We start from the raw sequence: 21,838 nt of genomic DNA, 5'->3' as shown, positions 1-21,838 counted from the left end.
TCCTAGAAAACAAATTCTTTCGGCTTAGATTTATCGATTAAGGAGGGCAAACAGGTTTCGAATAACACGTTGCCATGCCAGGTATCGTTGTGGTCTAAAGAATGTAGCTGTCCTTGCATAACAGGTTCCTTGCCGACTATAACGAATAGTTTTCCACCTGGTAAAACTTGCAGTCGTTGGGTTTCAGTAACTGCATCGATAGAGCCGGTAAATATAACAACATCATAAGGTGCTTTATCAAGCCAGCCGCGACAGGCATCACCTGTGATTAGCTCGACATTAGTGCAGCGATGTTCATCCAGTTTACGTCGCGCATGTTCTGTGAATTCTTGATAATAATCAACAGATAACACCTTTTTACATAAACGACTTAATAGAGCTGTAAAAAATCCGGTACCCGTTCCAATTTCCAGGACTGTTTCAGTCCCTTTCAGTGCCAGCGCTTGTAAAACTAAGCCTTCTTCCAAGGGCGTCATCATACGTTGGCCATGCGCTAACGGAAGTTGCATGTCAGAATAAGCAACGTCTCTTAAAGTGCTGGGAACAAACTCATGACGTGGGATTGAGTTAAACAGCGAGAGGATGTTTTCATCAAGGACGTCACCTGTGCGGAGCTGTTGTTTGACCATATTAACACGTGCATTTTGACTAGTAGTCATTGGTTCACCATCAGAAAAAAGGGATTGTGCCGTTAATTTTTTTTATTATGAATCAGCAGGTTAATTGCTATTCAAGGGATTATCTGCACAAGCTAGGTTAAAGCGTTGCGATGATTCTAGCAAGAAATGAGAAAAGGTGCGATTGCTTAGATTTATTTTCTTTTTTTCAAGTAGAGAGGATTTCATAGAGGACTTGTGTAAAATTTGCTATTATCTGCGCCATTTTATAGTCTGAAACGAAAGGAGAATGAGGTGTCACAGCGATATACTGAGTTTCTGCAATCTGAGATAGAAATGCTCAAGGAAGAAGGCTTATACAAATCTGAGCGAATTATAGCTAGCCAACAACAGGCGGCTGTCCAAGTAAAAGAAGGTGAGGTTATCAACCTCTGTGCTAACAATTATTTAGGTTTAGCCAACCATCCTGACTTGATTACAGCAGGGCAAAAAGCACTGGAAAAATATGGTTATGGCATGGCTTCAGTGCGTTTCATCTGCGGTACACAAACTGTTCATAAAGAGTTAGAGCAGAAAATCAGCCATTTCCTTGGTATGGAAGACACTATCCTTTATTCATCTTGTTTTGATGCAAACGCCGGTTTGTTTGAAACCCTTCTTAGCCCTGAGGATGCGATTATTAGCGATGCGCTTAATCATGCCAGTATTATTGATGGTGTCAGATTATGTAAGGCACAACGATTCCGCTATGCCAACAACGATATGAAGGATCTGGAGGCGCAATTGATCGCCGCAAAAGACGCTCGTTTCCGTTTAATTGCAACGGATGGTGTCTTTTCGATGGATGGCATTATTGCTAATTTGGCAGCAATCTGTGATCTGGCTGAGCGTTATGATGCAATGGTTATGGTTGATGATTCCCATGCGGTTGGATTTATGGGAGAGACAGGGCGTGGTACGCCGGAATATTGTGGGGTAGCTGATCGAATTGATATCTTAACAGGTACCTTGGGCAAAGCGCTTGGCGGTGCTTCAGGTGGTTATACCTCTGCGAATGCGGTTATCGTCGATTGGTTGCGTCAGCGTTCCAGACCCTATCTTTTCTCCAATACCTTGGCGCCTGTAATTGCTCATAGCTCGATTGCCGTGCTTGATATGCTGGAAAAAAGCAATGAGTTGTCACAAAAATTAAAGAGAAACAGCCAGTATTTTCGTAAAGGAATGACTCAGCTTGGTTTTGATTTAGTTCCAGGCGAGCACCCAATTATACCTGTTATGCTAGGTGATGCTGCCTTGGCAGGCCGCATGGCAGATCGTTTGTTGAAAGAAGGTATTTATGTTGTTGGATTTTCCTACCCAGTGGTTCCCAAAGGGAAGGCCAGAATTCGTACTCAAATGTCAGCTGCTCATGAGTTAGAGCATTTGGACAAGGCTATAGCGGCTTTCGCGAAAGTAGGTAAAGAGCTTAGGGTTATTAGTTAAGATATTAAAGGGGGATATGCATGAAATCATTAGTAAAAGCCAAACCAGAACCAGGAATTTGGATGGAGGATGTCCCTGTACCTGAGCATGGCGTGAATGATGTACTGATTAAAATTCACAAAACTGCTATTTGTGGAACTGATATTCACATCTATTCATGGGATGAGTGGGCACAGGCTACTATCCCCGTGCCTATGACTGTAGGCCATGAGTTTTATGGAGAAATTGTTGAGGTAGGGCGGGAAGTAAAGGGCCTTAAAGTTGGGCAACGTGTTTCCGGAGAAGGGCATATTACCTGTGGTATGTGCCGTAATTGCCGCGCTGGACGAAGACATCTTTGTCGTAATACAGAGGGCGTTGGCGTCAATCGACCAGGTTGTTTTGCTGAATATTTATCATTACCTGCGACAAATGTGCTGGTATTGCCTGATAACATCACTGCTGAACAAGCCTCTATTCTTGACCCCTTTGGTAACGCCACCCACTGTGCCCTAGCCTTTGATGTCGTAGGCGAGGACGTGTTAATTACCGGCGCAGGGCCAATTGGTATTATGGCAGCCGCTATTGTGCGTCATATTGGTGCTCGCCATGTGGTGATTACCGATGTTAATGATCACCGTTTAGAACTAGCACGTAAAATGGGCGCGACCCGTGCTGTGAATGTCAAATATCAATCAATCAAAGATGTCATGGATGAATTAGGAATGGTTGAAGGATTTGACGTCGGTCTTGAAATGTCTGGAAATCCCATGGCCTTTAACGATATGGTTAAGTCAATGAACCATGGTGGCCATATCGCTTTATTGGGTATTCCTCCCAAAGAAACCCTTATTGATTGGAATCATGTTATTTTTAAGGGTCTGATAATTAAAGGAATTTATGGCCGGGAAATGTTTGAAACCTGGTACAAAATGATAGCCATGTTGCAAAGTGGTTTGAATCTGGAACCAATTATGACTCATCATTTTCCAGTCGATGATTATCAACATGCATTTCAAATCATGGCTTCAGGCCAGTCTGGTAAGGTAATTCTTGATTGGGCTTGATTGAAGCTGATGTGAGTTATAAAAATTGTAGGCTGGGCTTTAGTCCAACTTAAGAATCTAAATATATTTTTAATTCAGGCGCAATATAGACTTGAGAAATTAAACGCTATGGTTTACTTTCTGCGCCTGCATTTAGCGAGATGGAGCATCTATGTCCCAATACATTTTTACTATGAACCGCGTTTCTAAGGTGGTTGATAATCAACGCTTTATATTAAAAGATATTTCCCTGAGTTTTTTTCCAGGTGCCAAGATTGGGGTTCTGGGTTTAAATGGGTCAGGAAAATCGACTTTACTGCGGATCATGGCAGGTGTAGATACCCAACATGAGGGCGAGGCGAGACCGCAACCAGGTATTAAAATTGGCTATCTGGAGCAAGAGCCTCAGCTTGATATGGACAAGACTGTTCGTGAAATCGTTGAAGAGGGTGTTAAAGAGATTAAAGCCAAACTCGTTGCCTTCGACGAAATTAGCATGCGTTTTGCAGAGCCAATGAGTGATGATGAAATGAATGACTTATTGATGAAGCAAGGCGAACTGCAGAATGATATTGAAACCCATGGTGGCTGGGATCTCGATCGTCGTTTGGATATTGCAGCAGATGCGCTTCGCTTGCCAGAATGGGATGCAAAAATCCAAAATTTATCGGGAGGAGAACGCCGCCGAGTCGCTCTCTGTCGTTTACTCTTGTCAAGCCCAGATATGTTGTTACTCGATGAGCCAACTAACCATCTCGATGCAGAAAGTGTTGCCTGGCTTGAGCGTTATCTTGAAGAGTTCGCCGGAACAGTGGTTGCTATTACCCACGATCGCTATTTTCTGGATAATGCTGCTGAGTGGATTCTGGAGCTCGATCGCGGTGAGGGTATTCCTTATAAAGGAAACTACACCTCCTGGCTCGAGCAAAAAGAAGAGCGCCTGGCGATGGAAGACAAACAACAGGCTTCCCACCAACGTGCTATCAAGGCAGAGTTGGAGTGGGTTCGCACTTCACCGAAGGGACGTCATGCTAAGAACAAGGCAAGACTTGCTCGTTTTGATGAAATGAATTCAAAAGAATTTCAAAAACGTAATGAAACCAATGAGCTCTATATTCCGCCGGGTGAGCGACTTGGTGATTTGGTTCTCGAAGGCCTGCAAATTAGCAAATCCTTCGGTGATCGCCTCTTATTTGAAAATTTAAACTTCCAATTACCTAAAGCTGGGATACTTGGAATTATCGGTCCCAATGGCGCAGGTAAATCGACCTTCTTAAAAATGATTACTGGTCAGGAAAGCCCCGATAGCGGTGAAATTCGTATTGGTGAAACAGTAAATCTGGCTTATGTCGATCAGTTGCGTGACCATTTAGATGATAATAAAACGGTTTGGCAAGAAATTGCTGATGGTCATGACATTATGCAGGTTGGTTCTTTCCAAATGCCATCCAGAGCCTACGTTGGCCGCTTCAATTTTAAGGGCGCGGATCAGCAGAAAAAAATGTCGCAATTATCGGGCGGTGAGCGCAATCGTGTACATCTAGCTAAATTACTCAAACGTGGCGGCAATGTGTTGTTACTCGACGAACCTAGTAATGACCTTGATGTCGAAACCCTAAGAGCCTTGGAAGATGCGATCCTCAATTTCCCTGGCTGCGCTATTGTTATCTCCCATGATCGCTGGTTCCTCGATCGAGTTTGCACCCATCTAATGGCTTTTGAAGGGGATTCCCAAGTCGTGTTTGTTGAGGGCAATTACAGCGATTATGAAGCAGATAGAAAGCGGCGTTTAGGGGATGAGGCCGACAAGCCTTCACGAATTAAGTATCGTCGTTTGAAAGATTGATAACTTTGTAACTCAACGATAATAGAGAGAATTTTTACCATGAAAAAGTTGTTGTGGGCGAGCATGCTGTCCCTTGGGCTTGCCGGTTGTATGGAATATTATGATGAATCAACCCTGATAACTGATGATGTTGGCGTTGTCCATCGCACTACTCATTATCTTCGCGATAAACGTGGCCGTGATCATTTTCCGGAAAAAGCGCCTGCAACAGGTAAAAGACAATTTATCTTTGACCCGCAAGCTTATGCTTGGGCAGCTTATGATGAAGATGGTGTCCGAGTAATGACCGGTAGTGCTTCGGGTGGAAAAGATGTTTGCGATGAAGATCACAACCAATCTTGCCGAACCGTGACTGGTACCTTCCGTGTCTATAATAAGCGTGGCCTTGAATGTCGGTCAGGTGAATATCCTGTAGAAACTACCGGGGGCGCAAAAATGCCTTACTGTATGTATTTCTTCCAGGGTTTTACAATTCATGCCGGCTATGAAGTGCCCTACGCTAATACTAGCCATGGCTGCGTGCGTGTACTACCAAGCGCGGCTAAATGGCTCAATGAGCAATTTATTACTGTAGGTACGCAGGTAACTATCCTACCCTATGCGGATGAAAAGGGTTCAGCGTAAATAGTCTTTATTTCCTCTCCACCACGCGCATTGTGAGGGAGAGTGAATTACCCGTTCGGGCTGAGGAGGCCTTTAGGCCGTCTCGAAGCTATTCGCAGCGACGCTTCGAGACTTGAGGTATCCCCACGAATTTGAAATTCAGATGTATGACTAAAAAAATGTATGTTAATCGCATAAGTTGATCTATTTTCCTGTTATTCCTGCCTACGAAGGAACGACATAAAAAAGAGCATAATGATTTAATAAGTAACTATTTTTTTGAGTTACAAGTTTGTGAAGATACATCAGTTCGAGAACCTGTGCTAGCGCACAGAACTCAGTGCGAATGTGTTAGCCTAATAATTACAAAAACTATTCCCAGCCAATATAAAACTGATTATCCTATTGATAAATAATCGAATTCTTATCTTAGATTGATATTAAGGATAATAATGAAACGGAATCAGCTATTAGCAAGTTTTGCTGGCTTACTGTGTCTGACCTTACCATCAGTTGCTCTAGCTTACGATGAACCCGTTGTTAATCTCGGATATACCAGCTTTTTGGATGGTGGTCCGCCATCTGGCCCGGGTTTTTATTTTCAAAATTACTTCCAGTATTACACAGCTAACCGACTTAATGATAAGAATGGAAATAAGCTGCCTTTTCCGGAAAATGATCTGCGCGTCACTGCGGATATCTTGCAGTTAATTTATTTATCAACCAAGAAAGTTCTAGGTGCGAATCTGGGAATTTCAGCGGTCCTACCTTCAGTATTACATGCTAGGGTCAATGATGGATTACCTAACCCCGTCTTAAGAGCGGCTGATGGTATTGGTGATTTGACGATAGGTCCAGCCTTACAATTTGACCCAATTATGCGTAAAAATGGTCAGGGTCCTTTATTTGTTCAGCGTTTTGAATTTGATGTCATTGTGCCAATTGGTCATTATGACTCTGAATTTTCGATCAACCCCAGCGCTAATTTCTGGTCAATTAACCCTTATTGGGCATCAACTTTGTGGATCACACCCAAATGGGCGGCATCTATGCGCCTGCATTATCTATGGAATGCAAAAAATAAAGATCCATCTGGTTTTGGTCCCACGGTGCATTCCACACAAGCAGGACAAGCTGTCTTTGCTAACATTGCAACTGATTTTGCAGTTACAGAAAAATTTCACTTAGGTATCAATAGCTATGTGTTTAATCAATTTACCAATACTCGTGTAAATGGTCAGGGTGTTGCTGGGAGAGAAGAAAAGGTTTGGGCCATTGGTCCTGGAATGCTTTATGGTTTAACCAAAAATCAGTTTGTATTTTTTAACTTATACATTGAGCGGGGCGCGAGAAACCATTCTCAGGGTACAAACGGGATAATCCGTTATGTTCTGCACTTTGGCTAAATGGGTTTGTAATCTTCTATTTATCCGTAATAGGTCAGCCCCGTCACCCTAACATAGCACGTCATCCTGAGCGCCCCAGCCCCTTTTGGGCAAACATCCATAAAAACCTCGTTATCCCGAACATAGTGAGGGATCTCCGGGATTAGCACAGTTGCTACACTCAGGAGATGTCTCTCTACGTTCGACATGACGTACGTCTTTGGGAGCGCAGCGAAGGATCTCCTGAGTGTAGCAACTGTGCTAATCCCGGAGATCCTTCGCTGCGCTCAGGATGACGGGGTGGGAGACTTGATCTTACATTTATCCCCTCTCCACCGCGCGTAGCGTGGGGGAGAGGGTAGGATGAGGGGGTATAAATGATGTCGCCTAGCTACTACAAAACCTATGCAAATCCTTAGGGCTTCTGTGTAGTCGTTGTGGTAGTTGTCTCTTGAGGGTTCTCACCACCAGCTGCATTGGTCATTGGTTGGCGAGGTATAGCAATCATTTGCATAATACCTAAGTCGCCAGAGACTTTGCGTCCAACAATCAGATTGATGGTTAGCGGTTGAGTTAATTTTTCCTTATCATTTTGGTAAACCACCTGCATTGGGATAGCAATTTTCCATTGGTTATCTTTGAGCTCAGTAATTTTGCCTTCCCCATTTACCATCGAACTTACAGTAAGTTGCTGAGTTTTAATGGCATTGATGTTTCCTGATTTTTGTAAGGCATCATTAAAACCTTGCCATCCCTGCTCAGTATAACAAGACTTTAATAGGGAAATTTGTTTATCAAGGTTGTTGAAGTCAAAATCAAAGGATTGCTCTGCAGCCTTCTCAGCCCATTTCATCACAATAGTTTGTTCGATATGCGAAGTTTCTGGCGGAATACGGTAGCTACAATCCAAGGGTTGGGCTGGCTTGATTGCTGCTGGTGTTGTAGTCGTACCTGCTTCTGGTGTCGAAGTCGCACCTGCTGCCGGTGTCGTAGTCGCACCTGCTGCCGGTGTCGTAGTCGCACCTGCTGCCGGTGTCGAAGTCGCACCTGCTGCCGGTGTCGTAGTCGCACCTGCTGCCGGTGTCGTAGTCGCACCTGCTGCCGGTGCCGTAGCAGCACCTGCCGCTGGTGTCGTAGCAGCACCTGCCGCTGGTGTCGTAGCAGCACCTGCCGCTGGTGTCGTAGCAGCACCTGCCGCTGGTGTCGTAGCAGTACCTGCTGCTGGTGTCGTAGCAGCACCTGCCGCTGGCGTTGTAACATCCCCCGTCGCTGGTGTCGTAGTCGCACCTGTCGCTGCTGGTGCTGCTGGTGCTGTTGAGGTATCCAAAGCCGGGGTTGGTGCTGCGCCGGTGGCGGAAGTTGGTGTACTGACTGCTGCGGGCTGTGTTTCAGAGTTAGCAGGTGTTTTGACAGTGCTATTAGCGGGTGTTTGCACTGCATCAGAAGATGCTAGTTGTACTCCCTGTTGCATGGCTAATTGCACAGCATTAGTAGCTCCAGGATTTGTTTGTATAGTATTGAGGTTGTTACTATCTTCGGCATACGCTGTTGCACTTAAAATAGTCATTAATCCTGCATACAGCATGGATTTTTTCATCGATAACACTCCTTGCTTTAATAGTAATCTAGCAACTCTGCCACAAGACTTGCGGCTAATCGCACAGTTTTTTTCCCTTCATCTAAGGGAGGCGAGAGCTCAGCCACATCAAGACTTACCACTTTGCCAGTTTGTAGGATGTATTTCAACAGTGGGAGGGCCTGCCAGGGTGTTAGACCCGTAGCTTGAGGAGCGCTGACCCCCGGTGCGAAGCACTCGGCAAATACATCAAGACAAAGACTTAGATAAATATAGTCATGGCGTAACATAAACTCATCCAGAAACGCAGTTTGCCAGGCAAAGCTTTCTTGATTGATTCGTTCTGTGCACAGATAAGAAACTTTTAGTTCTTTTGCACAGTCAAATAAGCTTCGAGTATTGGCAATGTTCTGGATTCCGAGACAACAATAATCAAAAGGTAGTTGATTTAGCAAGCAATATTCTGAAATTTGACGGAAAGGAGTGCCTGAAGTAGCAAAACGTCCATCTTTTAGAGGGCGCAAATCAAAATGAGCATCGAAATTAATGATGCCAAGTTTAGGGTAATGGGAAGTTAAACCGCGAAAGTGCCCCCAGGCAATTTCATGTCCTCCACCAAAGGCTAGAGTTTTATATCCTTGCAGATGGCAATAACTAATTAATTCGGCAAACTGCTCTTGCGCACCTTCTAGATCGTGCTCGCAAACAATGTTACCTAGATCGATAAATTGTTGCTGGGAGTGACAAGAAAGCTTTGCCAGTTGCTCTCTTAATTCAAGGGGACCTGATTTAGCACCGATACGTCCTTCATTTCGGCGTATGCCTTCGTCACTGCAAAATCCAAGGAGAATGGTTGCATTCGATGATTCTGCTAAGGATTGGTTGTTCAAATCGACGAGATTAACATGTTGAAAAAAACGTTCGCCGGGCAGACTATCTTTGCGTCCTTGCCATAGGGATGGCTGAGTTGGTTGATAATTTGAAAGTTTGTTTAGCATTTTAGCATCCTGGCTCTGGCGATTTGCAAAATCACAGTAATATATCTCTCTTAAAGCTCATTTGCATCTACTTGCGCGATAATCGTGCTCTTTGCACAGAAAAAAATAGGTAATCCCAGGAAAACTCGAATTCCCGCGGCTTGACCTCGGGAGTAGTGAAAGCTTGATAGACCCCGCGGTCAAGCCCATAGGTATCTACACAAGTGTTTGTAATAAGGTCACGTCCTTCCTTGTTTCAACACTACGTCATCCAGAGCGCAGCGAAGGATCTCCGGGATTAGCACCGTGCCACATTCAGGAGATCCTTCGCTGTGCTCTGGATGACGTGCCTTAGGGGGACAGAGCTCATCTATTACAGACACTTGTATAGATACCTATGGGTCAAGCCGCGGGGATTAGGAGCAAATTAGAGGATTTTCTATTTTTTGTCTCCTACAAAGAATCGTGCTAATTAGATGGGCCTCTGCTATTATCGCGAAGTTTAACTGTCGTCTCCTAGGGGAATCCAATGTACTTAATCACAGGTGGAGGAAGCGGGATTGGGCGTGCTTTAGCCCTGGCCTTAGCTAAACGTGGTAAAAAGATTTTGATTGTTGGCAGGCGAGAGCAAGCCCTTGTTGAAACAGCCTCGTTTTCCTCGCTAATCAGTTACCATTGTGCTGATGTATCTACCGACAAGGAACGTAAGCAGCTTGTTGCTGCTTTAGCTGAAGTGCATTCAATTGACGGTTTAGTGCATAATGCTGGCACTATCCAACCTATTTCCCCTATCGAATCGATTAGTGAGTCCGCCTGGCAACAAATTTTGGCGACCAATCTTAATGCCCCCTTATTTTTAACTCAGCTGCTAATCGATAAATTAAAGCAGGGTCGCGTTTTGCACATTGGCTCTGGGGCAGCTTATTTTCCAGTAGCTGGCTGGTCTGGCTACTGTGTTTCCAAAGCGGCTTTGTCAATGCTGACACGTTGCTGGCAGCTAGAGAAACCAAACTTGGCAATGGCTTCTGTGATGCCTGGAATTATTGATACTGATATGCAGGGTTTAATTCGCGACGCCCAATTTATGGAAGAAGAAAAGCATGATTTTTTTATTAACCTGCATCGAAATGGCTTACTGCTATCACCGGCAACAGTAGGGGATTTCCTCTGTTGGTTGCTACTGGATATAGAACCCGCAGTCTATTCTTCGAAAGAATGGGATATTTATGATAAAAGTCACCACCAATATTGGCTGCGAGCGCCTAATACGGTTCCTGAGTGGGAGTAAATGATGCATTCCTATGAGCGGTTATTATTAAATGCCACAACAATTGATGCTGAGGGTCAGCAGTTAGACAATCAGGCGGTAGCCATAGATCAAGGGCGCATTGTTTGGTGCGGTAATTGTGCGGATTTGCCTGCTGAATTTTTGCAGCAAACTTATCAAATTGAAGATTGTCAGGGCCAGTTGCTTACCCCAGGTTTGGTTGATTGCCATACTCATCTTGTTTATGCCGGTGATCGTGCTGATGAGTTTAAGCGGCGCCTGGAAGGGGAAACCTATGCAGAAATCGCGCGCTCGGGAGGCGGTATCTTATCAACTGTAAGAAATACTCGTGCTGCTTCGGAGGAGGAGTTGCTGCAGCAATCCTTACCCCGTATTTTGGCCTTGCGAGCAGAAGGGGTGACAACCTTGGAAATTAAATCAGGCTATGGCCTTGATTTAGATTCAGAACTTAAGATGTTAAGGGTTGCAAGACGCTTAGCTAAGCTAAGCGGCCTACGTGTTAGAACAACCTTTCTTGGCGCCCATGCTATCCCGCCAGAGTATAAGGATAATAGCCAAGCCTATGTTGATTTTCTTTGCTTTGAAATGTTACCTCGGGTTGCAGAGAGTGGATTAGCTGATGCTGTTGATGTCTTTTGTGAGTCGATTGCCTTTAATTTAAAACAGACAGAGCAACTCTTTCTAAACGCCAAAGAGCTTGGCTTAGCTATCAAATGCCATGCTGAGCAATTATCAAATTTAGGGGCAAGTCAACTGGCAGCCAAGATGGGAGCCTTATCCTGTGATCATTTAGAACATCTGGATGAAGCTGGAGCTAGGGCAATGGCGGAAAGTGGTACAGTAGCTGTGCTTTTGCCGGGAGCCTATTATTTCTTGCGTGAAACAATAAAACCACCTATTGATCTGCTGCGAGAAAAGGGGGTTGGAATCGCGATAGCAACCGATTCTAATCCAGGCAGCTCGCCAACAACGTCTTTACTCTTAATGATGAATATGGCTTGTCAACTCTTTCAACTTAGGGTTCCTGAGGTTTTAGCAGCAGTTACTTATCAGGGGGCAAAGGCCTTAGGTCTTGAGCAAGAAACAGGCTCTATCAAAGTTGGTTTAAATGCAGATTTAGTTCTTTGGTCAGTGTATGATAGCGCGTCACTTTGTTACCACTTTGGTTTTCCGCTCCCTCACCGTACCATGGTTGCGGGTGAATGGCTGTTAACTAGTTGATCTTTAAGGAGTTTCACTAATGCTAAGATCGATTTTAGCGCTTATATTTTTATGTTGTTCCTTAGGACAGGCCTGGGCTTCTAAGCCTGCAACAGTGGTAATTAAAAAAGAAACTACTGAGTTGGATCTCCAAATCAAGTATCCCCAAGGTTTTGCAAATAAGAATATCGATGAAACCGTGCAAAATTTTATTCAATCCATGCAGAAGAACAATAGGCCTAAGGCTGAGAAATTGTCGGCGGATGTACCAGGGATAAGCAGCCTCCGTATTGACTATAAAATCAAATTCCAAAATCCAAAGGCCTTAAGTCTTTTATTTTCACTTTCTGCTTATACTCGTGGTGCAGCTCATCCTGCGAATAGTGTACAATCGCTAAATTTTCTAAATAATCAGGTTGTGACTTTGGATCAGTTATTCAAACCCGAGAGCAATTATCTGACAGAGCTTGCAAAATTAAGTTCTGCGGCCATCAAAGCTAAGCAAATTTCAGATAAAGACTGGATTGCAACTGGCACCAAACCAACTCAAGAGAATTATAAAAATTGGTTTTTTAGCAAAAATGGCTTGGCTATCGTGTTTGATACTTATCAGGTGGCGGCCTATGTTTATGGCCCACAAACGGTTTTAATTCCCAAGGCTAAGCTTAGTGCCTGGCTGCGTCCTGAAGTCTCTCAAACCTTGTGGGGTAACTAATGAGTGAGGTTGCCCCGTTTATTGCCGCGGATAGAAAAATTGCTGAATTGACAGTACGCTCTGTTGTTTTGGCGATTTTACTGACAGTGGTATTGGCTTTGTCCAATGCTTATCTGGCCTTAAAGTTGGGTATCCTGACTTCAGCATCTATTCCCGCGGCGATTATTTCTATGGGGATTTTGCGTTTATTCAAGGATGCAACAATTCTGGAAAATAATGCAGTGCAAACTGCGGCTTCTGCTGGCGAAGCAGTAGCAGGTGGTATTGTCTATACGATTCCTGCTTTGATCATCATTCAATATTGGACTCATTTTGATTATCTAACCAATTTCTTTATTGCAGCCTGTGGCGGTATTTTAGGCGTCCTTTTTTCGATTCCCTTACGGCGGGTTTTAGTGAATGAACCGGTGTTAAGGTTTCCCGAAGGCCGTGCAATTGCGGAAGTTTTAAAATCTTCAGCTGAAAAAGCTGGGATCCAGGATATTTTTTTTGGCGGTGCTATCGGGGCACTGATCGAGCTATTACAGGCTGGGTTCAAAGTAATTGCCAACAATTGGACTTTTTGGTTTACCGCCAAGCGTTCAATCTTTGGATTTGGGGTAGGCTTTTCGGCCACAATGATTGGAGCAGGGTATTTAGTAGGCTATGAAATGGCCCTGAGTATTTTCTTAGGCGCAATTATTTCCTGGCTTGTCGCAATGCCTATAGTTAGCCAGTTTTTTCCTGAGTTTATTAGTAATAATGCGCCTGATGCAGCTGCAACACTGCTATGGAACAGTGAAATGCGCTATTTAGGAATTGGGGCAATGCTTTTTGCTGGCACCTGGACCTTCCTTAAATTAATAAAACCCCTGGCTAAAAGTATGAGTGTTTCATTTAGCGCTTTTTTTGCCAGAAGTCGAACCGATGTAAAAATTCCGCGGACTGATAGAGATATTCCCATGCCCTATATCTTAATAGGCGTTGTGCTCATGGCCGCTATTTTGTTTTTGTTCTTTCAATTTATCTTTCCGTTGAAAAATGTAGGGCTTGATGATGCCTTTGCGCCTACCTTGGTCTTTTGCGCAGTGCTTTACGTGTTAATTATCGGCTTTTTATTCTCAGTAATAACGGGCTATTTTTCAGGGATGGTTGGTGTGACAGCAAGCCCGGGCTCGTCTGTAGTTATTGCAGGGATGTTATTCGCTGCTTGGATTCTCTTATCGGCAATTAAACATAGCTTGCCCTTTCCCCTAACTGATGACCAAATTAAGGCTGCGGAAGCGATTACTATTATCATTGGTTCAGTGGTTACTGGTATTGCGGCAATTGCCAATGACAATACTCAGGATCTAAAGGTTGGTCAGTTAGTGGGGGCAACCCCTTGGCGGCAACAAGTGATGTTATTGTTGGGAGTTGTTGTCTCGGCACTAGTTATTCCACCTGTTATGCAGTTGTTATTTGATGTCTATGGCATTGCAGGGGTTATGCCTAGAGAGGGGATGGATATTAGCCAGTCATTACCTGCTCCTACAGCAGCTCTCATGGCAGCGATTACTGAGGCAGTATTTCGCAATACACTACCCTGGAGCATGATGTTCATCGGGGCTGGTATTATTCTTGCCTTAATTATAATTAACTACCTCTGCAATATTGGCCGTTATTTCCATTTGTCGATTCTAGGGGTTGCGATTGGAATGTACCTACCCATCGCCTCATCTTTCCCGCTCTTTTTAGGTGGTATGATAGCCCTTGCAGTGCAATGGCGTTTAAATAAGCAGCCTATTCCTGAGGAAGAGAAATCATTACGTAAGCAAACAGGGGTATTAATTGCTTGCGGGCTAGTTGCTGGCTCTGCTTTAGTCGATGTGCTGCTTGCTATCCCCTTTTCAATTTTACATAGCCCCGATGCTTTAACTCTGGTCGGCCCAGGCTGGCATCCTTACGGCATTGTACTCGCTGTTTTTTCGACTTTGGCCTTGGCAGGGTGGATTGGCCATCGGGTTTATGGCAGGAAATAAGCAGAGCGCATGTTTTATTCACCGAGCTGATGCTCAGAACCATCCACTTTGTAATAGGTAACCCCCGTCACCCTAATATAGCCCGTCATCCTGAGCGCCTCAGCCCCTTAGGGGCGAACATCGATAAAGACCCTGTCATCCCGAACATAGTGAGGGATCTCCGGGATTGGCACGGTGTCACACTCAGGAGATGTCTCTCTACGTTCGACATGATGTACTGGGGCGCTCGTTGACGGAAGGGGAGTCACCTATTACTCCACTTCAATGAGCGGCCCATCTTTGAACTATTCCAATATGGAATTCAACATGAAAAAGATTCATTCGAAATTAATTCTGACTTCATGATGCACTTATAAAATTGCGCCTGAGGTTAAAATGAACTTTATGGTCATTATTAGTCCTCTAAATCTTTATCTTAAAATTACTTATTAAGAGGATTATTATGCATTTAGTCATTTACTTTTGTGGTACAGGTAATCCAGGAAATAATTTCCCTGGACAATTTGATTATGCACCTGGAGACGGTCAAGTACGTACGGTTTTTGTTAAGGGATGTGATAAGCCAGAAGTATGTAATAACGGGCTATTTCCTGATTTAAAAGGTTTTGCCCGCCGCTTTACCAAAAAACTATTTGGTAAAGATAAAAAAATTGCAACAACTGAAAGTAAAGAGTTAGAAGGCATTGGTATTAGTCTTGACCGCTCTGATATTCAAGGAGTGGGTGATGAGGAAATTGAAAGTATCACCTTATGTGGGTACAGTCGTGGTGCAGTAACTTGTTTTGAAGTCGCTAAAGAATTAAATAAAATTGCTCCTACAATCCCCGTGGATATAGTAGCTGATCAACCTGTTCCTGGAAATTTTTATTCGGGGCCTGGATCAAATGTTGCTAGTGTTGCTGATTGCAGCAATTTAAACAATTTAAGAAATGTTAGTATTATTCTTGGGGCTTATACCGGTGCAAAAACAAGTGTCAACCTCAGTGTAAAATTAGAGATGCCTGAGGATCTTACACCATATCAGAACAGCTATCTTTTAGTGAATAATGCGCTTTATTATGTAGGAGCTGATGTCAGAGCCCAACTCCTAGAGTTTAATACGCAATATAACACGTCAGGAATTCTAGAGCATTTAGAAATTAATCCTCAAATAGAAGGAAAACATTCTATTTCTACTGCAATGATGGCCTATTTAACAACGCATGATGCAGTTGAGGCACAACATGAAAGTACGGATCCTGTGCACCGCGGATTTTTTTCACAGGTAGTACCTAAATTACCAAGAACTGCTCATCGTGACTTGATTGTTATTCCTCGTGAGAGCCATCACCAGAATCCGCCAAATACTCCCGAAGGTGATGCGCATATGCATATGCAAGTTGCTAAGTATCTTCATAAACAAGGTTTGGTTGCTCAAGAAGAAGTGCAAAGAAAAACTGAAGAGGCTCGTGCAACTTATACTAAGAATCAACATCTTGAAGCAAAACCCTTTCCTGTGATTTCTCGGTTACAAAGTTTTTTTGGTTTAGAAAATGAAAAAGCTTATCGTTATATTGATAAGTTACATCCTCAAGTACATCTACGAAAAGGCATGGCCTGGAATAGAGAGGAGGCGTTAATTAATTGGTGGTCTAAGCAAGATAAAAAAGCGTCATATTTTTCAAGTCAATTAACCAAAGATTTGGTAAAAGCAATCGAAAATACACAAAGTGAGGATGTAGAGCAATTAAAAAATCTTTTCCAAGAGGCTGATAGCTGGCTGATTGCTAAAGAGCACGTATCTACCTCTCGATACAATCAAGTAGAATGCTTACGAAATAATATTTATGATCATTTAGTTAACAATCTAAACATTGATAAAGTAGAGTTATATCAACTCAACCGCCAGGTTATGCATAGAACGGGTTACTTCCAAAAACACTGGACAGAGGGAAGTTTGAATGCCTCCTGGTTTAAAACAGACGAAACTCGTACATTAGATCGAGCGTTTGAGGAACATGCTAAAGCAGAGCCCTCAGAAGAGAGTGATAGAGTCCTATTGGAAGCATTAGAAACTTGGATTGAAGCCAAAAAGGGGACTCAAAGCAAGCGTTATGATTTAGTTCTTGAAATGACTGAGCACTTACAAGATGTAATTGAAAAATGTTATGAGCAAGGGCTTCAACTGCAACACACTGTAATCTGACCTATTTATCAAATAAGTGTAGCCTTGATGCAGCGCGGCGCTGAGTGATCCTGGCATTTTTTTAATCAAGGTATCATTTATATACCTATGTGAACATTAATCGGTTACTTTGACTTATATGTGTGTCGTTCCCGCGTAGGCGGGAATGACACACAAAAGAACAGAAAGAACTTATATGGCGCATGCCTTCTGTTTAAAAAAATGCCAGTATTCCTCAGAGCGTAGCGTAATCAAGGCTTCATTTAAAATTCACCAAAAATCAACCAGCAAAAGTTTAGTTGATGATTATCCATATCTAAAGAAAATCTTGATTACGTTGCGCTGCATCAAGGCTAGAGTTTGTTAAATAAGGCCTCTAGCTAGCGAACACTCTCATAGCCCCCCAACAAACCAGATTTAGACATCGTAATTTGCCAGAGTTGCCCTGTTCTGGATCGGAACATACCGGCACACATTAATAAGTAAAAGCGCCACATTCGATAGAACTGTGTATCAAACCGTTCCTTTAATGAGAGCCAGTTATCTTCAAAATTCTGGTACCAGGCTAAAAGAGTTTTATCGTAATAGGCGCCGAAATTGTGCCAGTCTTCGACGATGAAGCAATTTTCGATTGCTTGCGATAATTGCAGCATCGAGGGGAGGATGCCATTGGGGAAGATATACTTATTAATCCAGGGATCGAGGGTTGTTACTGTCCTGTTATTTCCTATGGTATGTAATAGAAATAAGCCCTCGGGACTCAACTGTTCTCTTAGTAGTTGTAAGAAGTTCTGATGGTTTTTATAGCCAATATGCTCAAAAGCGCCAACACTGACTATTTTACTAAATTGCTTCTGCTTAGGATTGTAGATTCGCTGATCACGATAATCTGCCAAATGAAATTCAATAGGCAAATGTTTGTATTTCTCGTTAGCATAGGAAATCTGGTTTTCGGAAATATTGATGCCGACAACCTGGCAGCCATAATGCTCAGCAGCATAGGCAGCCAATCCGCCCCAGCCACAACCCACATCCAATAGGGTATCTTGCTGAGTCAGGTATAACTTTCGGCAAACTAAATCAAATTTTGCTTGCTGCGCTTCATTCAAATTAGTGGCATTTTTCCAATAGCCGCAACTATAGGCCATCGATTGCCCAAGCATTAATTCAAACATTTTGTTATCAAGATTGTAATGTTTCAGGGCAACCAGAGGAGCTCGTTTTCTGCTTTGATAGTTGATGATTTTTGTCGATAAATTATATAACAATTGCAAGAAACTAGGTTTTATCGCGGTATCAAGTCCTGCTCTGCAAAGATGAAAGGAGAGCTCATCCAAGCGCTCACATTCCCACCAACCGGCCATATAAGATTCACCCAAGCCCAATGAGCCTTGCTTGAGAATAGCCTTTAAAGCCCTTTCATCCAGGAGTTTAATATCATAGGCCTTTGAGCCATTAATGGTTACATTGGCTTTATCCAGAATTCCTTGTACGCACTTTTGGATGACCAAATTTTTCATAAAGGTTGCGCTCCCCCATACTTCATTGAGAATCGCATTTATTTGTTGCTTAGTAAATTGAGATTATTTAAATTTTAAATAAGCAAATCAATAAGGGTTTAGAGATGTTGATCTATGAAGTAAATCTGGAAGTGAATTCAGCGATATTTGACAACTATATGCTTTGGTTAAAACCGCATATTGGGGAATTACTAGCGCTAAAGGGTTTTGTCAAAGCAGAGCTATTGTTAGAACAGCAAGCCGGTGAAGTTGCTGTTAAAAAAGTAACAGTTGCTTACTATCTTGATAATTATGAAGACTATCTGAATTACATCGATAATCACGCCCCTCATATGAGAAAGGACGCGCTAGAGCGTTTTAATGGGCAATTTCGAGTTCATAGCAGAAGGGTGTTGCATGTTGAAGGTAGTTATTTAGCTCAGACCTAACGACATTTAATGGCAATGTTTTCTACAGGCTATTAAAAAAGTGAATAGCACTATCAATTTTTAACGAGCAAAGCTAAGAATCCCCTAAGCAAAATTGTTCATAATTTACTCAGGCAATTAAATTACTGAGGAATCGATATGAGACATTTTGCGTTTTTGGACGTTGATGACACTTTGTTATACAACAGCTCTGATATTAATCAGGCGCTACTGGATAGTCTACGTGCACAGGGTGTGACCGATGTGTACTTTTTTACCAATATGGATATAAAAGATGTCTCTTATTATGGAAGAGAATTAGTCCCGACTAGCCGCTATGAAATTATTAAGCGTATGGAGGCTCAAGGATTCACCGTTCATGGAGTAATAACCTCTGCTGATCCAGGCTACTACGATGAAAACGGCCAAGTGAAGCCAATAGGTTCAGCCTTTAATGAGCTCTATCTACCGCTGATGGAACGTGTTCGTGCACGTGAACAGGGTAGCTTGGATTTACAGCACTATAGCTCAAATAGCGAAGATCTCTTTGATTACCTGCAAAACAGCCTGCGATGGAAGTTGGCTAGTGGTATTGCAAGTGCGCGTTGCGAACATCCTTTTATTCATACTGAAACCTTGACTGAATTGCCTAATCTTGCCTTGATAAATAGAGCTAATGGCAAGGAAGAGGTTGCTCTGGATTCAGATTCATTAAGATCGTTTTTAAACGATCCTGAACAAATTGCTAAATATGCAGTTAGCAACGGCTCTGGCTCTGATAAGCAAATTAAGGTTAAGGGCGCTGTTCCTACCGATAATAAAGGCTTAATGATGCAGCAAGCGATTGGTGAGTTGGTGGCAAGGTATGGCCAGATTGCAATCACTTATTTTGATGATCGAAAGGTGCATATCGACGGCGCAATAGCAGCCGCAGAACCTTATACCAGAGCGGGCTTAGTTTCACTATCAACCTGCCTCATGTCGCGAGACTTTGCTGTATCTCAAGGTGCTAACATGAGAGCACAATATGAGCAGGCAATTGCGCAAAATGTGGGGTTAGTTACTAATGTCAATGAATTATCTGAAGCGCTTGAAAACGTGGATAACACTTTCATATTCTCAAGCACAAGACGTCACTATCTGGCTACTATCAAAGACAATCTTAACTATGCTACCTCCACTCAAATGCTGAAGTTGGCTTCTTTAGCAATGAAGGGTTCCCGGGCCTTTGATGAAAGCGTTTCAGCGAAAACTGCTTTTAAATGCTTGCAAATTGCGTATTTGAAAGCGAATTCAAAACAAGAGAAGTTAGCTGCGGTGAATGCATTGAAAGGTTTCTTGCAAGTGCATTCATACTTAGAAGTCAACGCTACCCGAAATGAAGACGAAAAGGTCGCTGAGCTCTTGACAAGCTTGCGAGGAGTTGCACGTAGTGAAATTACAGAATCACCCCACGCAAGAAGATTAGCTGGACGTATGCAGCTGCTTATAAACTTCAATTTAAACTACTTAGAAGAGGGAAGTAAGGAGCACGAGCGTCAGTTTGCAGAGTTAATGTTCTGGATAGACCATATTGAACAGGCTGATAACCATTCAAATATTGCAACAGGTGAAAAGGTTGAGCAAGAAAGTGTTTATAGTTCGGCGTCTACTTCAAGTTCTTCCGTGCCGGTAAGTTCGAGCTCTTCTTCAAGTTCTTCCGCGCCTGCGAGCCCAAGTTCCTCTTCAAGCTCTTCTTCAAGTTCCTCCATGGTTACGAGCTCAAGTTCTTCTTCAAGCTCCTCTTCGAGTTATTCCAATGCTGCTGTGATTTCGAGGATTGGATTAAACTCAGTAACTACGGTTGCTTTTGAGGATGATGAAGTAGAGATTGAATTATCACAATCCTTATAAGCCCTTCTTCAAAGTGCCATCTAAAAAGGTGGCACTTTTATTTTCCCAACACAATTGCAAATAATTGAAAAAAATATAAATATTAGCTATACCTTAGAAAAGCAATAAGCTGAAAAAAATATGAGCATTAACCAGCTAAATTTAAATTTGTTACGAGCCCTTTACGCTCTCCTTAGTTGCCGGCATGTAACTCTTGCGGCCAAGCAAATAGGCGTAAGCCAATCTTCGATGAGTATTTCATTAAAACAGTTGCGCGAATTTTTTAATGATTCCTTACTTGTTCCGGGTCACTATAAAATTATGCAACTGACCCCACTAGCAGTTACCCTAATTGAGCCTGTGCGTGAGGTGATGTCGCAGATTGACAAAATCTTCAGCCCCCATTCTCCTTTTGAACCGGCTACTTCAGAACGAATTTTTAAAATTGGTATGACAGACCTGGTATCAATCAATTTGATCCAACCCTTAATCCACCAGATGGAACTGTTAGCGCCTAATATAAGGCTCAAGCTTCTGCATCCTAAGTATCTGACTTCAATTGAGGTTTTTGAAAATAATCAATTAGATTTAGTGGTAGGGATGTATGAGGGTGTGCCAGAAAATTTAAAATGCCAATTATTATTCAAAGATGAGGGGGTTATTGTTGGCTGTGATCAGCACCCTGCATTCAAGGATGGTAAAATTAGTCTGGAGTCTGTATTAAATTACCCACTCATTCAAATGGTTTTAGAAGAAACGCCATTTAAGAATTATTTCCATAAATATTTAAATGCCTTGGGCTATACAAAACCTGTCGCTGTTGCGGTAGGGCAGGGCTTATTACCAATACTTTCTCTACCCGGCACTATGTATCTAACAATGACGACTCGCCGCGTAGCAGAAAAGATCAACAGAGAGCTGCTGAAACTGCAAATCGCTCCAGTACCTTTTGAAATCGATGAATATGTTTGCAGCCAATATTGGCATCCGAAGGATAATGATGATCCTGCGCATAAATGGCTAAGATCGATAATGAAGAGCATAGTGAAGCGGTAGAATAAGTCAGTATGGTAGCCTGGATGTAGCGCAGCGAAATCCGTGGATGGTGTCTCCTAGCGACTACAAAGCCAAAAGGTTTGCTTACGCAAGTTGATTTTAACC

At 42.9% G+C, this 21,838-nt stretch carries 17 protein-coding genes; 13 read left to right on the top strand and 4 right to left on the bottom strand.

Annotation, left to right across the window (positions count from 1 at the left end; all coding sequences use genetic code 11):
- Window positions 1–2 precede the first annotated feature (2 nt).
- Window positions 3–659, bottom strand: a complete 657-nt coding sequence (locus BN1094_RS08340; RefSeq protein ID WP_043873982.1) for a protein-L-isoaspartate O-methyltransferase family protein — start codon at window positions 657–659, stop codon at window positions 3–5.
- A gap of 252 nt (window positions 660–911) precedes the next feature.
- On the opposite strand from BN1094_RS08340, the gene BN1094_RS08335 reads away from it, so the two are divergent.
- The 5 genes from BN1094_RS08335 to BN1094_RS08315 all read left to right on the top strand — a co-directional run bounded on the left by BN1094_RS08335 (window position 912) and on the right by BN1094_RS08315 (window position 6,979).
- A complete protein-coding gene (locus BN1094_RS08335; RefSeq protein ID WP_043873981.1) occupies window positions 912–2,099 on the top strand; it encodes a glycine C-acetyltransferase in 1,188 nt (395 codons plus the stop codon).
- A 20-nt stretch (window positions 2,100–2,119) separates the two neighbouring features.
- Window positions 2,120–3,145, top strand: a complete 1,026-nt coding sequence (tdh, locus tag BN1094_RS08330) for an L-threonine 3-dehydrogenase (protein ID WP_043873980.1) — start codon at window positions 2,120–2,122, stop codon at window positions 3,143–3,145.
- A gap of 151 nt (window positions 3,146–3,296) precedes the next feature.
- Window positions 3,297–4,970, top strand: a complete 1,674-nt coding sequence (gene ettA / locus BN1094_RS08325) for an energy-dependent translational throttle protein EttA (RefSeq protein WP_043873979.1) — start codon at window positions 3,297–3,299, stop codon at window positions 4,968–4,970.
- Window positions 4,971–5,009: 39 nt separating this feature from the next.
- Complete coding sequence (locus BN1094_RS08320; RefSeq protein WP_043873978.1) at window positions 5,010–5,594, top strand: L,D-transpeptidase; 585 nt, start codon at window positions 5,010–5,012, stop codon at window positions 5,592–5,594.
- Window positions 5,595–6,025: 431 nt separating this feature from the next.
- The gene (locus BN1094_RS08315) at window positions 6,026–6,979 is read left to right on the top strand and encodes a SphA family protein (RefSeq protein WP_043873977.1); all 954 of its coding nucleotides are present in this window, start codon (window positions 6,026–6,028) and stop codon (window positions 6,977–6,979) included.
- Between the two features lie 394 nt (window positions 6,980–7,373).
- Here BN1094_RS08315 and BN1094_RS20115 read toward each other — a convergent pair whose 3' ends face one another.
- Window positions 7,374–8,555, bottom strand: coding sequence for a DotI/IcmL family type IV secretion protein (locus BN1094_RS20115; protein ID WP_052403206.1), 1,182 nt, complete (start codon window positions 8,553–8,555; stop codon window positions 7,374–7,376).
- A gap of 17 nt (window positions 8,556–8,572) precedes the next feature.
- Window positions 8,573–9,532 (bottom strand): formimidoylglutamase, encoded by a 960-nt coding sequence (gene hutG / locus BN1094_RS08305; protein WP_043873976.1) that lies wholly within the window; start codon window positions 9,530–9,532, stop codon window positions 8,573–8,575.
- A 508-nt stretch (window positions 9,533–10,040) separates the two neighbouring features.
- Between hutG and BN1094_RS08300 the strand changes: the two genes are divergently transcribed.
- The 5 genes from BN1094_RS08300 to BN1094_RS08280 all read left to right on the top strand — a co-directional run bounded on the left by BN1094_RS08300 (window position 10,041) and on the right by BN1094_RS08280 (window position 16,899).
- Window positions 10,041–10,799 (top strand): SDR family NAD(P)-dependent oxidoreductase, encoded by a 759-nt coding sequence (locus BN1094_RS08300; RefSeq protein ID WP_043873975.1) that lies wholly within the window; start codon window positions 10,041–10,043, stop codon window positions 10,797–10,799.
- A gap of 3 nt (window positions 10,800–10,802) precedes the next feature.
- Window positions 10,803–12,020, top strand: a complete 1,218-nt coding sequence (gene hutI / locus BN1094_RS08295) for an imidazolonepropionase (RefSeq protein WP_043874562.1) — start codon at window positions 10,803–10,805, stop codon at window positions 12,018–12,020.
- A gap of 19 nt (window positions 12,021–12,039) precedes the next feature.
- On the top strand, window positions 12,040–12,714 hold the full coding sequence (locus BN1094_RS08290) for a DUF3298 and DUF4163 domain-containing protein (RefSeq protein WP_043873974.1): 675 nt from the start codon (window positions 12,040–12,042) through the stop codon (window positions 12,712–12,714).
- Window positions 12,714–14,714, top strand: coding sequence for an OPT family oligopeptide transporter (locus tag BN1094_RS08285; RefSeq protein WP_043873973.1), 2,001 nt, complete (start codon window positions 12,714–12,716; stop codon window positions 14,712–14,714). The genes BN1094_RS08290 and BN1094_RS08285 overlap by 1 nt, the downstream gene beginning before the upstream one ends.
- A 442-nt stretch (window positions 14,715–15,156) precedes the next feature.
- Window positions 15,157–16,899, top strand: coding sequence for a hypothetical protein (locus BN1094_RS08280; protein ID WP_043873972.1), 1,743 nt, complete (start codon window positions 15,157–15,159; stop codon window positions 16,897–16,899).
- A 359-nt stretch (window positions 16,900–17,258) separates the two neighbouring features.
- On the opposite strand, the gene cfa is transcribed toward BN1094_RS08280, so the two are convergent.
- Window positions 17,259–18,398 (bottom strand): cyclopropane fatty acyl phospholipid synthase, encoded by a 1,140-nt coding sequence (gene cfa, locus BN1094_RS08275; RefSeq protein ID WP_043873971.1) that lies wholly within the window; start codon window positions 18,396–18,398, stop codon window positions 17,259–17,261.
- Window positions 18,399–18,502: 104 nt separating this feature from the next.
- Here cfa and BN1094_RS08270 point away from each other — a divergent pair, with 104 nt between their 5' ends.
- The 3 genes from BN1094_RS08270 to BN1094_RS08260 all read left to right on the top strand — a co-directional run bounded on the left by BN1094_RS08270 (window position 18,503) and on the right by BN1094_RS08260 (window position 21,733).
- The gene (locus tag BN1094_RS08270) at window positions 18,503–18,826 is read left to right on the top strand and encodes a DUF4286 family protein (protein WP_043873970.1); all 324 of its coding nucleotides are present in this window, start codon (window positions 18,503–18,505) and stop codon (window positions 18,824–18,826) included.
- Between the two features lie 138 nt (window positions 18,827–18,964).
- Complete coding sequence (locus BN1094_RS19825) at window positions 18,965–20,698, top strand: hypothetical protein (protein WP_043873969.1); 1,734 nt, start codon at window positions 18,965–18,967, stop codon at window positions 20,696–20,698.
- 120 nt (window positions 20,699–20,818) lie between these two features.
- The gene (locus tag BN1094_RS08260; RefSeq protein ID WP_245614256.1) at window positions 20,819–21,733 is read left to right on the top strand and encodes a LysR family transcriptional regulator; all 915 of its coding nucleotides are present in this window, start codon (window positions 20,819–20,821) and stop codon (window positions 21,731–21,733) included.
- The last annotated feature ends 105 nt before the right edge of the window (window positions 21,734–21,838 follow it).

Origin of the sequence: Legionella massiliensis, assembly GCF_000756815.1 — a bacterium.
Classification (GTDB): Bacteria; Pseudomonadota; Gammaproteobacteria; order Legionellales; family Legionellaceae; genus Tatlockia; species Tatlockia massiliensis.
Note: the sequence above shows the minus strand (reverse complement) of the source record. Positions and strands in the feature narration are given on the sequence as shown.

Bases quoted from the DNA above. Each gene is read 5' to 3' on its own strand.
- BN1094_RS08300 (WP_043873975.1), top strand. From the start codon at position 10,041: ATGTACTTAATCACAGGTGGAGGAAGCGGGATTGGGCGTGCTTTAGCC.
- hutG (WP_043873976.1), bottom strand. From the start codon at position 9,532: ATGCTAAACAAACTTTCAAATTATCAACCAACTCAGCCATCCCTATGG.
- BN1094_RS08315 (WP_043873977.1), top strand. From the start codon at position 6,026: ATGAAACGGAATCAGCTATTAGCAAGTTTTGCTGGCTTACTGTGTCTG.
- BN1094_RS08260 (WP_245614256.1), top strand. From the start codon at position 20,819: ATGAGCATTAACCAGCTAAATTTAAATTTGTTACGAGCCCTTTACGCT.
- BN1094_RS08340 (WP_043873982.1), bottom strand. From the start codon at position 659: ATGACTACTAGTCAAAATGCACGTGTTAATATGGTCAAACAACAGCTC.
- ettA (WP_043873979.1), top strand. From the start codon at position 3,297: ATGTCCCAATACATTTTTACTATGAACCGCGTTTCTAAGGTGGTTGAT.
- hutI (WP_043874562.1), top strand. From the start codon at position 10,803: ATGCATTCCTATGAGCGGTTATTATTAAATGCCACAACAATTGATGCT.
- BN1094_RS08320 (WP_043873978.1), top strand. From the start codon at position 5,010: ATGAAAAAGTTGTTGTGGGCGAGCATGCTGTCCCTTGGGCTTGCCGGT.
- BN1094_RS08280 (WP_043873972.1), top strand. From the start codon at position 15,157: ATGCATTTAGTCATTTACTTTTGTGGTACAGGTAATCCAGGAAATAAT.
- BN1094_RS08285 (WP_043873973.1), top strand. From the start codon at position 12,714: ATGAGTGAGGTTGCCCCGTTTATTGCCGCGGATAGAAAAATTGCTGAA.
- BN1094_RS19825 (WP_043873969.1), top strand. From the start codon at position 18,965: ATGAGACATTTTGCGTTTTTGGACGTTGATGACACTTTGTTATACAAC.
- tdh (WP_043873980.1), top strand. From the start codon at position 2,120: ATGAAATCATTAGTAAAAGCCAAACCAGAACCAGGAATTTGGATGGAG.
- BN1094_RS20115 (WP_052403206.1), bottom strand. From the start codon at position 8,555: ATGAAAAAATCCATGCTGTATGCAGGATTAATGACTATTTTAAGTGCA.
- BN1094_RS08270 (WP_043873970.1), top strand. From the start codon at position 18,503: ATGTTGATCTATGAAGTAAATCTGGAAGTGAATTCAGCGATATTTGAC.
- BN1094_RS08290 (WP_043873974.1), top strand. From the start codon at position 12,040: ATGCTAAGATCGATTTTAGCGCTTATATTTTTATGTTGTTCCTTAGGA.
- cfa (WP_043873971.1), bottom strand. From the start codon at position 18,398: ATGAAAAATTTGGTCATCCAAAAGTGCGTACAAGGAATTCTGGATAAA.